General features: G+C 33.4%; 15 protein-coding genes. 7 read left to right on the top strand and 8 right to left on the bottom strand.

The window, feature by feature from the left end; all coding sequences use genetic code 11:
• Nucleotides 1–36: 36 nt before the first annotated feature.
• Genes DQN38_RS06705 through DQN38_RS06695 form a run of 3 tightly spaced genes read left to right on the top strand, consistent with a single transcriptional unit; the run spans nt 37 to nt 2085 of the window.
• A complete protein-coding gene (locus DQN38_RS06705) occupies nt 37–1038 on the top strand; it encodes a DUF8569 domain-containing protein (protein WP_002850207.1) in 1002 nt (333 codons plus the stop codon).
• Nucleotides 1035–1562 (top strand): hypothetical protein, encoded by a 528-nt coding sequence (locus DQN38_RS06700; RefSeq protein WP_011732176.1) that lies wholly within the window; start codon nt 1035–1037, stop codon nt 1560–1562. The genes DQN38_RS06705 and DQN38_RS06700 overlap by 4 nt, the downstream gene beginning before the upstream one ends.
• Nucleotides 1549–2085: a hypothetical protein gene (locus DQN38_RS06695; protein WP_002850205.1), complete on the top strand. Its 537-nt coding sequence runs from the start codon at nt 1549–1551 to the stop codon at nt 2083–2085. Before DQN38_RS06700 ends, DQN38_RS06695 begins: the two co-directional genes overlap by 14 nt.
• Here DQN38_RS06695 and tilS read toward each other — a convergent pair.
• The 3 genes from tilS to panC are packed head-to-tail and all read right to left on the bottom strand — an operon-like array spanning nt 2048 to nt 5179.
• The gene (tilS, locus tag DQN38_RS06690; RefSeq protein ID WP_065843738.1) at nt 2048–3058 is read right to left on the bottom strand and encodes a tRNA lysidine(34) synthetase TilS; all 1011 of its coding nucleotides are present in this window, start codon (nt 3056–3058) and stop codon (nt 2048–2050) included. The two genes, DQN38_RS06695 and tilS, sit on opposite strands and share 38 nt — an antisense overlap.
• Nucleotides 3046–4356, bottom strand: coding sequence for a 30S ribosomal protein S12 methylthiotransferase RimO (gene rimO, locus DQN38_RS06685; RefSeq protein WP_002850202.1), 1311 nt, complete (start codon nt 4354–4356; stop codon nt 3046–3048). The genes tilS and rimO overlap by 13 nt, the downstream gene beginning before the upstream one ends.
• A gap of 1 nt (nt 4357) precedes the next feature.
• Nucleotides 4358–5179 (bottom strand): pantoate--beta-alanine ligase, encoded by an 822-nt coding sequence (gene panC / locus DQN38_RS06680; protein WP_002850200.1) that lies wholly within the window; start codon nt 5177–5179, stop codon nt 4358–4360.
• Between the two features lie 171 nt (nt 5180–5350).
• Here panC and prfB point away from each other — a divergent pair, with 171 nt between their 5' ends.
• The 4 genes from prfB to DQN38_RS06660 are packed head-to-tail and all read left to right on the top strand — an operon-like array spanning nt 5351 to nt 8564.
• Nucleotides 5351–6460, top strand: coding sequence for a peptide chain release factor 2 (prfB, locus tag DQN38_RS06675; protein WP_002850199.1), 1110 nt, complete (start codon nt 5351–5353; stop codon nt 6458–6460).
• 45 nt (nt 6461–6505) lie between these two features.
• Nucleotides 6506–6829 carry a hypothetical protein gene (locus tag DQN38_RS06670; RefSeq protein WP_011732173.1) on the top strand — a complete coding sequence of 108 codons (324 nt, stop codon included), beginning with the start codon at nt 6506–6508 and terminating at the stop codon, nt 6827–6829.
• A gap of 9 nt (nt 6830–6838) precedes the next feature.
• Nucleotides 6839–8155, top strand: coding sequence for a dihydrolipoyl dehydrogenase family protein (locus tag DQN38_RS06665; RefSeq protein WP_065843739.1), 1317 nt, complete (start codon nt 6839–6841; stop codon nt 8153–8155).
• Between the two features lie 10 nt (nt 8156–8165).
• A complete protein-coding gene (locus DQN38_RS06660) occupies nt 8166–8564 on the top strand; it encodes an SEL1-like repeat protein (RefSeq protein ID WP_002850196.1) in 399 nt (132 codons plus the stop codon).
• 35 nt (nt 8565–8599) lie between these two features.
• Here the strand turns inward: DQN38_RS06660 and accA are convergent, their stop codons facing one another.
• Genes accA through gpmI form a run of 5 tightly spaced genes read right to left on the bottom strand, consistent with a single transcriptional unit; the run spans nt 8600 to nt 13293 of the window.
• On the bottom strand, nt 8600–9532 hold the full coding sequence (gene accA / locus DQN38_RS06655) for an acetyl-CoA carboxylase carboxyl transferase subunit alpha (protein WP_011732172.1): 933 nt from the start codon (nt 9530–9532) through the stop codon (nt 8600–8602).
• Entirely contained in the window at nt 9532–10746 is a 1215-nt protein-coding gene (locus DQN38_RS06650; RefSeq protein WP_002850194.1) for a beta-ketoacyl-ACP synthase II, read from the bottom strand. The genes accA and DQN38_RS06650 overlap by 1 nt, the downstream gene beginning before the upstream one ends.
• 21 nt (nt 10747–10767) lie before the next feature.
• Complete coding sequence (gene acpP / locus DQN38_RS06645) at nt 10768–11001, bottom strand: acyl carrier protein (RefSeq protein WP_002850193.1); 234 nt, start codon at nt 10999–11001, stop codon at nt 10768–10770.
• 60 nt (nt 11002–11061) lie between these two features.
• Entirely contained in the window at nt 11062–11805 is a 744-nt protein-coding gene (fabG, locus tag DQN38_RS06640) for a 3-oxoacyl-ACP reductase FabG (protein ID WP_065843740.1), read from the bottom strand.
• 24 nt (nt 11806–11829) lie between these two features.
• Nucleotides 11830–13293, bottom strand: coding sequence for a 2,3-bisphosphoglycerate-independent phosphoglycerate mutase (gpmI, locus tag DQN38_RS06635; RefSeq protein WP_002850189.1), 1464 nt, complete (start codon nt 13291–13293; stop codon nt 11830–11832).
• Nucleotides 13294–13387 lie beyond the last annotated feature (94 nt).

Below are 13387 nucleotides of genomic sequence, written 5' to 3'. Positions count from 1 at the left end.
TTTGATAACATATGTAATTAAATTTTAAGGCAAGGTATGGCTTCTTGGATTAGAAAGTTTTTATCAACTCTTTATGTAAGTGCGGTTATAAAAGATAATCAATGCTATACATATGCTAGAGCCATTAAAAATGGTAAAATTATAAAAAATTTAGAAGCCGTATTTGACTGTACAGATGGTAGAGTCGATATTAAATTTAACGAATATTTAAAAAAGCGCGAAAGCGAGTACCACTCGGTATATCTATCTGTTTTATTAAATAGTCCAAAGCAGTGGGCTATCCCTGCGGTTAGTAAGCAAGATTTTTCTAAATTTGCTATACAATACAATAGCGTAGATATAGTAGCTGTGGATAATAACTGGTCTATTGTAGTCCCAAAAGGTGAAATAGCAGCTTTTGATAGTTCTCTAAATAGAGCTGATGCAGATCTTATATATTCCCCGTTTTCTATCTTATATGAGAGTATCTTAAGAAATATGATAAAAGATAAATTGATACTATATATCTATAATATAGAAGATAGCATGACTATGATGATATTTCAAAATAAAGAAATGAGATTTTCGGCATATTTTGATACTAGAAAAGACAGTAGTCATTTGGTAGATGAAAAAGAGCTTAGTAAAGAAGATACTACAGATATAGACAATGTTATAGAAAAAGAAGAAGATAAGCTAAACGAATTAGACGGACTAGATGATTTAAGCTCCGTTATAAATAGTTCAAAAAAAGAGTCTTTTGAAGATCTGCAAAGCTCTGAAATAAATGATATCAATAGAAATTTAGAAGATAGCGTAAGAGATATCGGTAGAGAAACTTTGCTTTTAAATAATATACGTTTGGCGATTATGGAGTTTTATAAAAATGAAGCTTATAGAAGCGATTTTATAGAGCATATAATGATTTTTGATGGTTTGAAATTAGAAAAGTCATTTTTAAGCATCCTTGAATCAGAGCTTTTGATAGAAGCCGATATACAAGAGATAAATATTGAAAATGATATGAATGATATTATGATCAGAGAGCTTTATGTATGAGTTATAGCTTTATTAAACCAAAATTAAAACCGATATTTTCAATATTTTCTAAGATATGGATAGCTGCTATTTTGATAGTAACTTTTTCTTTGGTATGCGCTGATTTATTTATTAAATTTGAAACATATTCGCTTAAAAAACAAAACGACGAAAAACAAATCAGATACGACAAGATATTTGCACAGATTTCAAATTTAAAATCCGAGATGAAGACTCTTATGGTGCAAAGAGATGCTGCTCTTGATATATATTCATCAAATAATATTCTAAAAAAAAGTCTTCATAATCTATTTGATTTGGTGCCAGATGCTATCACGTTAAATGATGTTTATATTGATACAAACTCACTTATCGTCAAAGGACTTACTCCTACAAAAGATGTTTATAAGCTGCTACTAGAAGCTCCATTAAAATCTATCTTTAATAGCTCAAGTACTACTTTTTATCAGCTAGAAAATGGTTGGTTTAACTTCGTTAGTATAAATAAAATGGATAATTTAGAGGTCGAAAATGAGAAAAGATAGAAGCTTAGAAGAGATTGATATCGTAAAACTACTATTTTACGCATTAGTTTTTGCAATTTGCTGTATTATCATGATATTTGGTTTTATAGTACCTAGTATCAAAGAGTATAAAAATGCAAAAATTATCAACAATGATAAGATAATAAATTTAAACAAAATAGAACAATTATATAACAGTCAATTAGCAAATTTAACAAGCTTAAAAGATAAAAATATAAGACCTTTAGAAGCTATAGTTAGTCATTTTAACGAGATGAAATTCGTAACTGGAGCCGGAAAATATTTTAGCAATGTGAAGTTAAATAAACTTCCGCAGTTAGATAAAAACGAACATTTTTTGAGATATGAATTAAATGTCACCGGTCTTATAAAAAGCCCCCAAAATTTTTATAGTTTTATAGATTTTATAAATGAATACGAGAATATAATAAGGGTTGATTTTCCTATCTCTATGAAGGGAAACGGGGATAAGATAGATACGAGTTTTAAGATAAAGGTTTATGTTTCTCAAAAAGAGACATAAGATGTTGATTTTGACTTAAATATCCGCGAAGTAGTGGAGGAATGCGTAAAACTCTACACTTTTCTTTGAATTTTTTATCCATTTTTTTCTTTATAAACGGTGCTACGAAATAGTTCGTTTCATTAGAAGTTACACACACTTTGTGAGATATCACGCAATCGTTTTTTAAGCATTGTTTTCTTGAGCTTTGGCTCATTAAAACATCTAATTTTTTACAAGCCAAATCTACTAAATTTATAGAATTTATGCTTTTTTCTATGATAAAAAACTCCGAGTCTTCATAGATAAACTCCCCTAAAAGCGCAGTTCTATCTGCTCTTAAAAACTCAAAGCTTTTTATAACTCCTTTTTCAAATTTTTCTATAAAAGCATCACTGAAATTTGCTCTTATAAAGTTTCTTTTGAATTTAAAATCGAAATTTGAAATATCTGTGAAGTAGTTGATATTTTTCTGTTTTAAATAAGATATAATCTCATTTCTACTTACGTTTATCAGCGGTCTTATAACGCTAATTTGTTTTTTGATATTTTCAAATTCGGCTATTTTTGTATTTGTAGGCTCTAATCCACATAACTGCACTGTTCCAGAACCTTTGCTAAGCTGCATAAATAGCCACTCTAAGCAGTCATTTAGCTGATGAGCTAAAATCAGTGTGTCATAGTTAAATTTAATACAAATTTCATCAAAAAATTTATGTCTAATATCGCGTGCCTTTTTCTCAAAATTTGAGCCATTTTCTAAATTTAAAGGTGCTATTTTTATATGAATATTTTTATTAAATTTTAAGCAAAGTTCCTTTGCGCTAACTTCTTCTTCGTCACTTTGCACTCTGGTTTTATAATTTATAAATGCGCAGTCAAACTCGATATTTTTCTCATTTAATATATGAAAAAGTGCGGTACTGTCGGTTCCATATGAAAATGCTAACAAGCACTTTTTATGATGCAAACTATCTAAATTTAAGAGTTGCAAATAATCTCTCCGATAAGCTTGTCTTTGACAAATTCATTTATCTTGCAGTCATAAATTTCGCCCACTTTAGGATCTTTTATTTGAGTGTCATTTATGAGAATCTCGCCGTCGATCTCTCTATCCCATATTATGCTTTTAGCTCCAAAAAACATTTCTCCTTCGCTGCTTGAGCCGTTTATCTGGACTTTTATGACCTCGCCTACTAGACTTTTGAAACTACCTTCTATCTGTTTTTTTATAATTTTTTCTATCGTATTTAGTCTTTTTGTTATGGTTTTAGAAGGAATTTGCTCCATCTCATAAGCTAGAGTACCTTCTTCTTTAGAGTAAGCAAAAGCCGATATCCTATCAAATTTGAACTCGGTTAAAAAATCGCACAACTCATCAAATCGCTCCCCAGTCTCCCCCGGATGACCTATTATAATTCCTGTTCGCAAAAAGCTTTTAGGCGCTGCTCTCATCTTTGTTAAAAGCTCTTTTAAGCGCTCTTTTGAACTTCCTCGCCTCATTATCTTTAACATATCGTCATTTATATGTTGGATAGGCATATCAAAATAATTTACGAATTTAGGCGAAGCTATAATTTTATCTATAAGCTCCATACTCGCAGTTGTTGGATATAAGTAGAGAATTCTAGCAGATTTTACTGCTTCTATCTTTTCTACTTCATCTATGAGCTTTATGAGCCCATCATTTATCCCTGCGTCTCTTAAAAATGAGCTAGTATCTTGTGCGATGAAGCTAAAGTCGCTATATCCGTCTTTTGTTAGCTCTTTTACTTCTTTGATTATGCTGTTTATATCTCTGCTTTTTAGTTTGCCTTTGAAAGTGGGTATGGCACAAAAACTACATTTTTGATTGCAGCCTTCGGCTATTTTTATATATGCATGATAGCTAGAGCCGGTTATAACGCGTTTTGTGTCGCTTTTTTGCAGATAAACACCAGGACTAAACAGATTTTGCTTTTTTAGTATCATTTCATCTATGCTAGCATAGTCGCCCACTCCTGTAAATATATCTACTTCTGGAAGTTCTTTCATAAGCTCGTCGCGATATCTTTGCATAAGACAACCTGTGACTACCAATACGCTATTTTCTTTTTTATAACTTGCTAGTTCTAGTATAGTCCTTACGCTCTCTTCTTTTGCGCTCTCTATAAATCCACAAGTATTCACTATCATTACATCCGCATTATTTGGTTTATCTACTATATTATATGAGCTAAGACGTCCTAGCATTATCTCGCTATCGACTAGATTTTTATTGCATCCTAATGAAACTAAGTATAAATTTGGCATATTATATCCATATATTATCTATTAATCTGGTTTTACCAACATATGCAGCGACCAAAATTATGCTATTTCCTATCTCTACATTTTCTATCGGTTCGAAATTTCTATCTACAACAGCGATATAATCGACTTTTAACGGCTCTAAGCACTCACTCATAGATGATTTTATGATATTTGAGTTTAGCTCGTTTGCTTTTATTAAATTTGAAGCTCTCATAAGGGATCTTGATAACTTTAAAGCATAGCAAAGTTCGTCGTCGTTTAGATAACTATTTCTGCTTGAAAGTGCCAATCCGTCGCTTTCTCTTACTATATCACAAGGTACTATTTCTAAATTTAAAAAAAATCTTTTTACCATATTTTGTACAATTACTAGCTGCTGAGAATCTTTTTTACCAAAATACGCTCTAGTCGGAGATACAAGATTAAATAATTTGTTTAAAACCATACATACGCCATCAAAATGACCCGGTCTAGTAGCGCCCTCAAGTATGGTGGATATACGTTTTGGAGCGATTATGAGCGGTTCGTCTTTACTGTATATTTCATCTGCATTTGGAAAAAACAGCGCGCTTGCTCCGCACAATTCACATATTTTTATATCTCCGCTTTGATTTCTTGGATATTTTTCTAGATCCTCTCCGGGTAAAAATTGCGTAGGATTTACAAATACGCTTACTATCGTATCGTCGTTTTGCGAAACCGAATTTTTTATAAGCGTTGCATGACCGTTATGTAAAGCACCCATAGTAGGTACAAAACCTACACTGCCGCCGCAGTTATTGCGAAATTCTAAAAGTTCGCTAACACTTTTTAATATTTGCATTTTTGAATTACTCTTTGTAAGAATTTTTAATCTAATATTTTATCATAATTTTTCTAAAATGTGATATTTATAGTTTAGTTATCATATGCGTACTGAGTTTTACAACTAAAATCTCATAACCAAATTTTAACGAAAAATTTGATAAAATTACGAAAAAATTAAGGATATAATTTGGATAGTTACGAATATACAGAACTTTTAAAAAAATTAAATACTAAAGTTCAAAATATAAGTCGTGTTATAAAACCTCAAGATATAGAAATAAGACTTAAAGAGATAGAAGATATAGAAAACAGACCTGAGTTTTGGAATGATATCAAAAAAGCCGGTGAAATAGGAAAAGAAAAAACTAAAATTTCAAATATGCTTTGCAAATTTAAAAACGTAAAAAGTGCAATAAGTGATGCTTATGAGCTTTATGAATTAGCAAATGCCGAAGATGATGAGCAAACTATAAATTCGCTTTTTGAAGATGCACAAAATCTTGAAAATAAGATAACGAATTTAGAAATTTCTATGATGCTTAGCGGAGAAGACGACAGTAAAAACGCTATAGTAAGCATCCATCCAGGAGCCGGAGGAACTGAGAGCAATGACTGGGCAAGTATGCTTTATAGGATGTATTTGAGATTTTGTGAGAGAGAGGGATTTAAAGTTGAAACTTTAGACTTTCAAGAAGGTGATGAAGCGGGACTAAAAGATGTAAGCTTTATCGTAAAAGGCGAGAATGCTTATGGGTATCTAAAAGCTGAAAATGGTGTCCACCGCCTTGTTAGAACTAGCCCGTTTGATAGTGCAGGACGCCGTCATACAAGCTTTTCAAGCGTAATGGTAAGCCCTGAAGTTGATGATGATATAGCTATAGAAATAGAAGAAAAAGACCTTAGATTGGATTATTACAGAGCTAGTGGAGCAGGTGGGCAGCACGTAAATAAAACAGAAAGTGCGGTGCGTATAACTCATATACCAACAGGTATCGTTGTGCAGTGCCAAAACGACAGAAGTCAGCATAAAAACAAAGCTACGGCTATGAAAATGTTAAAATCAAGACTTTACGAATTTGAGCTTATGAAGCAGCAAGAAGCAAATAACGCCATAGAAAAAAGTGAAATCGGCTGGGGTCATCAGATACGCTCATACGTACTTTTTCCGTATCAGCAAGTCAAAGACACTAGAAGCGGCGAGGCGTACAGCCAAACAGACGCTATACTCGATGGCGATATAAAAAAGATAATAGAATCAGTACTTATAAGCCAAAAAAGTAGCGCAAACAAAGAGTAGTTTCATATATAAATTTAATAAATCAAACTAAAATAAGGAGAAAAAATGAGCTTAGATCTAGTTTTAACTGGTCTTGGGTATAACGTAAATAGTGCTTTGCTAGAGCAGGTTAAAAGAATTTTGTCTGCTTGCGACTTTGATGAGAATGAAATTTCTCATATTTTAAATTTAAATGAAAAATTAAAAATATATACTTCTTTCGTCGCTATATCAAATAGCGAAGATGTTTTTAAGATTAAATGTGAATCAAACGATGATGAAGTTAAACAAACCTTCAATGATATGGTTAACGAATGGGCGTTAAAATACAAGTTCAAAATCAAAAAACTAAACGGTAAGGAGACATATTATATCCTAAGCCGTGCGTAAAGGAGAGTCGTGAAGTATGATTTGATAATTATCGGATTTGGTAAGGCCGGAAAAACTTTAGCAGCTAAAGCCGCAACGCTTGGAAAAAAAGTCGCTTTGATAGAAAAAAGCGATAAAATGTACGGAGGAACTTGTATAAATATAGGTTGCATTCCAACTAAAAAGCTAGTTACTCTTAGCAAAGATGCTAAGTTTTTCAGCGATAGAAATGAGTATTTTTGCAAGTCTATGGAGGCTAAAGATACACTTGTAAGTGCGCTTAGAGCTAAAAACTATGGTATGTTAAACGACAATCCAAATGTAACGCTCATAAAAGCTACTGCTAAATTTAAAGATGAAAATACTATTTTAGCAGACGGTGAAGAGCTAAGCGCTCCTATAATTGTGATAAATACCGGAAGCAAGGAGAAAGATATTCCGTTTGAAGTTAAATCAAATCAAATTTATACTTCTACAGCTATTTTAAATTTAAAAACACTACCTAAGCATTTAATTGTTTTAGGTATGGGATTTATAGGGCTTGAGTTTGCTTCTATGTTTGCAAATTTTGGTTCAAAAGTAACTATTATGGCAAGAAAAAACGAGTTTTTACCCGACCTTGACAATGATACTTCAAGTAGCGTAAAAGAGGCTTTGCAGGCTCAAGGCATAGAAATTATCCTTGGTAGTAAATTTGAAAGACTTGATGGCGATACTCTTAGTTTTAATCAAAACGGTATAAGTAAAAATATAAAAGCAGATGCATTTTTAGCCGCATTTGGTAGAACTCCGGCGATAGATGAGTTGTCTTTACAAAATGCTAATATAGCAGTTGGTGATAAATGTGAAGTGCTTGTCAATGATCATCTTCAAACTACAATACCTCATATTTATGCTGTTGGAGATTGTAAAGGCGGACCGGAATTTACTTATATCAGCCTTGATGATTATCGTATAGTGTTTAATCATATATTTGGTGATAAAACTCGCAGCTCTGCTAATAGAAGCGTGTGGGCTACTACGACTTTTATGGATACCGAGCTTAGTCAAGTTGGCAAAAGTGAAAAGGAGCTATCAAAGCATGAGTTAAAGATAGCAAAAGTAAATTTGAGCTCTGTGCCTATGGCAAAAGTTCTAGCTCACGATACTGGTTTTATGAAAGCCATTGTGGATAAAAATAGCGATGAAATACTTGGTATCACGCTGCATTGCAAAAATGCGAACGAGATAATAAATATGTTTAGCTTAGCCATGGAGAATAAAATCAAAGCTTCTAAGTTTAAAAGCCAGATTTTTACGCATCCTAGTATAAGCGAAGCTATAAACGATTTGTTTAGTCAAATTTAAAAGGTAAAAGATGAATATCATGAAAGTTACTGCTTTGATCGGTGCTTGTTTCTTCATAGCAGGTTGTGCACAAGCTTCAGCTCAAAAACAGGTAGAGTCTAAAACACTTAGCGTTAGCCAAGATTCTAAAATAGAAAAATTAGATAAAGAGTGCAAATCGGGAATTCAAGCCAGTTGTAAAGATTTGGGCGATTACTTTTATGATAAATTGGATTTTAAAACAGCTGCTAGAGCCTATGATTATACTTGTGCTAAATTTCAATATTTACCGGCTTGTTTAAGGTTAGCTTATATGTTTGAATCTGGAAAAGGCATGGATAAAAATCTTGAAATAGCTAAAGATATTTACATAAGAGCTTGTCATAGCGGCGATAAAGAGAGCTGTAAAAAAGCACAAAATATAAAATAAGATTGGTTTGCAATGGTTGTTAAACCGTTGCAAATCTAAGCATAAGCTCCAACAGATAGTATCTTTTCTATACGATTTTTTACTACATCATTAATATCTTTTTTTTCTAATTCATCTAACTGTTTTAATATATATTCACCAAGAGCTTTTATGGCTCCTTCTTTGTCTCTATGAGCGCCCATAACAGGCTCATCTATTACATCATCTATAAGTTGCAGCTCTTTTAAGTCATCTGCGGTAATTTTCATCGCTTTTGTTGCAGCTTCATTTTTTGATGGATCATTCCATAATATGGCAGCGCATCCCTCAGGAGATATAACTGAAAATACCGAGTTTTTCATCATAGCCAATCTATCGGCAACTCCTATAGCAAGTGCTCCGCCACTTCCGCCTTCACCTATAACAACGGCTATTGTTCTAGTTTTTAACTCGCTAAATTCAAATAAATTTCTAGCTATCGCTTCACTTTGACCACGCTCTTCAGCTCCTACTCCTGGGTATGCTCCTGGAGTATCTATAAGAAATATAATAGGTATTTCAAATTTTTCTGCTAATCTAGCGATTCTTAATGCTTTTCTATACCCTTCAGGGTGAGGCATACCGAAATTTCTCATTATTTTATATTTTGTGCCTCTTCCTTTTTGTTCTGCTATAACTATAACTCTTTTACCGCCTATATATCCGATATAGCATACTATAGAAGGATCATCGCGAAATGCTCTATCGCCGTGTATTTCATAGCCATCTTTTAATAATGCTCTGATATAATCAAGAGCATATGGACGATCGGGATGTCTTGCTAAATTTAATCTTTGGAATTCATTTAAATTTTTATATGTTTTTGTTATTTCTTTTTCTAAATTTTTTCTTAAAATTTCTACGGCATGTTCGTCGCCTCTTATTTTTGCGTTTGCTATATCATCATCTATCTGTTTTATGCCTTTCTCAAAGTCGAGGTAGCTAGCCATTATTTTTCCAACTTTTTAAATATTACGGAGCCGTTTGTTCCACCAAAGCCAAAAGAGTTGCTCATAGCTGTTTTTAGCTCAGCTTTTCTAGCTATATTTGGAACATAATCCAGATCGCATTCATCATCTTGTTCTATCTGGTTTATGGTAGGCGGGATAATACTATTTTGAAGAGCCATTATAGATATAACAGCTTCTATAGCTCCAGCAGCTCCTAGACAATGGCCGATTTGACCTTTTGTTGAGCTAACAGGAGGAATATTTGAGCCAAATATTGCTTTTAAGGCATTAGTTTCATTTGTATCGTTTGCATATGTTGAAGTACCATGAGCATTTACGTAATCGATTTTTATATTTTCAGCCATTGATAGAGCTTTTTTCATAGCACGTTCCGGACCGTCTTGACTAGGACTTGTTATATGATGTGCGTCTCCAGTTTCTCCAAATCCAATTATTTCGGCATAAATTTTAGCTCCGCGAGATAATGCGCTTTCATACTCTTCAAGAACTAAGGCACCGGCTCCCTCTCCCATTACAAATCCATCTCTATCTTTATCAAAAGGACGTGAAGCATGCTCAGGGTCATCATTTCTAGTAGATAACGCTTTCATAGCGGCAAATCCTCCGATACCAACAGGGCATATTGCAGATTCTGCACCAACAACGAGCATAGCTTTAGCTTCGCCTATCATAATACTTTTTGCGGCTTCGCATAAAGCGTGAGTTGAGGCTGCACACGCTGTAACGCTTGATAAATTTGGACCTTTTAGATTGTGGTTTATGCTAACTAAACCGCCAAGCATATTTACAAGTGAGGATGGGATAAAAAATGGCGAGATTCTTTTAGGACCTTTTTCAAAACATATGTTTGAGTTTTTTTCAATATTTGGGAGTCCGCCTATACCAGCAGCCGAGCTAACACCAAATTCATTCGGGTCAAATTCACTTAAATTTGCGTCGTTTATAGCTTCATTTGCTGCTTTCAAGCCAAGATGTATGAATCTATCCGCCTTTTTTATCTCTTTTGCTTCCATAACAGTAGCTGGATCAAAGTCATCTATTTGTGCAGCTATCTGAACAGGAAAATCGGTAGCATCAAATAAGGTTATCTTTTTAACTCCGGTTTTACCATCGCAAATATTTTTAAAAGATGTCTCTTTATCAAGACCTAGCGCATTTACCATACCCATACCAGTTACTACGACTCTTTTCAATGCTACTCTCCTTGTTGAAATTTATTTTTTTAGACCATCTATATAATTTACAACATCAGATATGCTTATTAATTTCTCAGCTTCGCTATCTGGAATCTCTACTTCGAATTTCTCTTCTAAAGCCATAACAAGCTCAACAACATCAAGTGAATCAGCACCTAGATCCTCTATGATTTTTGATTCCATTTTAACCGCGTCTGGGGCAACACTTAATTGCTCTACAACTACATCTTTAACTTCATCAAATACTGCCATAATTTTTCTCCTAATAAATAAAAATGTGCAAAATAGTACTATATTTTTGCTTAAAGTTTGCTACATATATAAACCGCCATTAATCTTAAGAACATCCCCGGTAATATAGCTTGAGTAATCACTAAGCAAAAAAGCAACGCTATTTGCGACTTCTTTTGCTTCTCCTAGCCTTTTTAGAGGTATATTTGCTATATAGTTTGATTTTACTTCTTCAGATAGCACATTAGTCATATCGGTTTGTATAAATCCAGGCGCTACACAGTTATAACGTACGTTTCTAGCAGCTCCTTCTTTGGCAAATGATTTACTCATGGCTATCATACCGCCTTTGCTTGCGGCGTAGTTTGTTTGTCCTGCATTTCCCATTTCTCCAACTATAGAAGCGACATTTACAACTGCTCCAAAACGTTTTTTACTCATTACCTTTAGGGCTTCTTTACTACCTATAAACGCGCTTTTTAAATTTGCGTCTAAAATAGACACGAACTCTTCTGTTTTCATTCTAATTGCTAATTTATCGTTTGTAATACCGGCGTTATTTACAAGATAGCTTAACTCTGAGTCGCTTTGAACTATTAAATTTATAGCTTCTATAAATTCATCTTCATTTGCCGCATCAAATTTAATAACAGCCGCCTTTCCTCCGCTTTTTTCTATCTCGTCTTTCAATGAGTCCACAAGTTCTGGCTTACTTCTATAGTTTATCCATACTTTTAAGCCAAATCCCGCCAGGACTTTACAGATTTCTGCTCCGATGCCTCGACTAGCTCCTGTGACTAAGACGTTTTTTCCGCTGAATTTCATATTGTTCCTTTTATTTAAATTTGATTATATTAACGGTTTATCCATAACTTTTGGAATATTTATGTTCATAAGTTTTAAAATAGTTGGAGCTACATTACTAAGTCCGCCTGAATTTACTTTATTAACCCCATCTGCTAATATGAATGCAAATACGTCAAAAGTCGTATGATTAGTTAAAACTCCACCTTTTTTGTCTTGCATAGCTTCACAGTTTCCATGATCGCTTATTTGCATATAAGAGTAACCCTCTTTTTTTGCCGCTTTTATAACTAATCCTAAACATTCGTCTACCGCTTCTACTGCTTTAACAGCAGCGTCAAAATCGCCTGTGTGTCCTACCATATCGCCGTTTGCGTAATTTACGACTATAAAATCAATTCCGTCGTTTATCGCTTTTATGACAGCTTGAGTGACTTCGTATGCACTCATTTGCGGTTTTTCATCGTATGTTTTTACTTTTGGACTAGGGATTAAAACACGAATTTCATTTTCCACTAGCTCTTCTTTTCCGCCGTTAAAAAAGAATGTAACATGTGCGTATTTTTCAGTTTCTGCGGTGTGTAATTGACGAAGATTATTTCTAGCTATAATTTCTGCTAAAGTGTCTTTTATCTCTTCATTTTCAAACATTATAGGAAAGTTAAATTTATCGTCGTAATTTGTCATTGTTATAAGATTTTCGCAGATATTTTTTCTTTGAAATTCGTTAAAATCTTTTATACTAAGAGCAGAGCAGATCTCTCTTGCTCTATCGTTTCTAAAATTTACAAATATTATACCGTCTTCAGACCTGATACCGCCAAAATCGCTAAAGCTAGCTGGTTCTATAAACTCATCAAAAATCTTATTATTATATGAGTTTTGTATATATTGTGTTGGTGTTATGTTTTGCAAATTTGAGTTTTGAGAGATAACTTGATACGCTTTATTTACTCTTTCCCAGCGTTTGTCTCTATCCATAGCGTAAAATCTACCGCTTATAGAGGCGATTTTGAACTTGGATTCTAATTCTTTTATAAAACCTAGTCCAGAAGTGGGACTAACGTCTCTTCCGTCTGTTATGGCGTGAGCAAAAGTCTCTTTACCGTTTTGCTTGCAGATATTGCATATAACATCAAAATGTTTAAGATGAGAATGAACTCCTCCATCACTATAAAGACCGATGATATGTACTCTTTTTACTTTTTTAATTAAATTTAGAAGAACTTCATTTTTTTCTAAGCTTCCATCGTCTATAGCTTTATCGATTTTAACTAAATTTTGATATAGTATTCTTCCACTTCCTATCGTCATATGTCCAACTTCGCTATTTCCCATCTGTCCATCAGGAAGTCCAACGGCAAGTCCGCTTGTTTTTATATAGTTCATAGGTGCATTTTTAAACAACCAGTCATAAGTCGGTTTTTTTGCCGCGGCAAATGCGTTAAAATCACTACTTTTATTATAACCTATACCATCTGTTATCACTAATATGCATTTTTTATTCATACAAAAATCCTTTGTGTAATTCTATCAATTATTTCTAAATTTTAACTTACTTTTATCAATGCTTTTGTATAATTTTGACTTTTATATAAGGGCT

The organism is Campylobacter fetus subsp. fetus, from assembly GCF_900475935.1.
GTDB lineage: Bacteria > Campylobacterota > Campylobacteria > Campylobacterales > Campylobacteraceae > Campylobacter > Campylobacter fetus.
The sequence above is the reverse complement of the archived record's forward strand: the minus strand, read 5'-3'. Positions and strand labels throughout refer to the sequence as shown.

What these genes read in the sequence shown, in the direction of transcription:
- accA (WP_011732172.1), bottom strand. Translation starts at nt 9,532, where the DNA reads ATGGCTAGCTACCTCGACTTTGAGAAAGGCATAAAACAGATAGATGAT.
- DQN38_RS06705 (WP_002850207.1), top strand. Translation starts at nt 37, where the DNA reads ATGGCTTCTTGGATTAGAAAGTTTTTATCAACTCTTTATGTAAGTGCG.
- DQN38_RS06700 (WP_011732176.1), top strand. Translation starts at nt 1,035, where the DNA reads ATGAGTTATAGCTTTATTAAACCAAAATTAAAACCGATATTTTCAATA.
- DQN38_RS06670 (WP_011732173.1), top strand. Translation starts at nt 6,506, where the DNA reads ATGAGCTTAGATCTAGTTTTAACTGGTCTTGGGTATAACGTAAATAGT.
- acpP (WP_002850193.1), bottom strand. Translation starts at nt 11,001, where the DNA reads ATGGCAGTATTTGATGAAGTTAAAGATGTAGTTGTAGAGCAATTAAGT.
- gpmI (WP_002850189.1), bottom strand. Translation starts at nt 13,293, where the DNA reads ATGAATAAAAAATGCATATTAGTGATAACAGATGGTATAGGTTATAAT.
- rimO (WP_002850202.1), bottom strand. Translation starts at nt 4,356, where the DNA reads ATGCCAAATTTATACTTAGTTTCATTAGGATGCAATAAAAATCTAGTC.
- DQN38_RS06660 (WP_002850196.1), top strand. Translation starts at nt 8,166, where the DNA reads ATGAATATCATGAAAGTTACTGCTTTGATCGGTGCTTGTTTCTTCATA.
- fabG (WP_065843740.1), bottom strand. Translation starts at nt 11,805, where the DNA reads ATGAAATTCAGCGGAAAAAACGTCTTAGTCACAGGAGCTAGTCGAGGC.
- DQN38_RS06695 (WP_002850205.1), top strand. Translation starts at nt 1,549, where the DNA reads ATGAGAAAAGATAGAAGCTTAGAAGAGATTGATATCGTAAAACTACTA.
- panC (WP_002850200.1), bottom strand. Translation starts at nt 5,179, where the DNA reads ATGCAAATATTAAAAAGTGTTAGCGAACTTTTAGAATTTCGCAATAAC.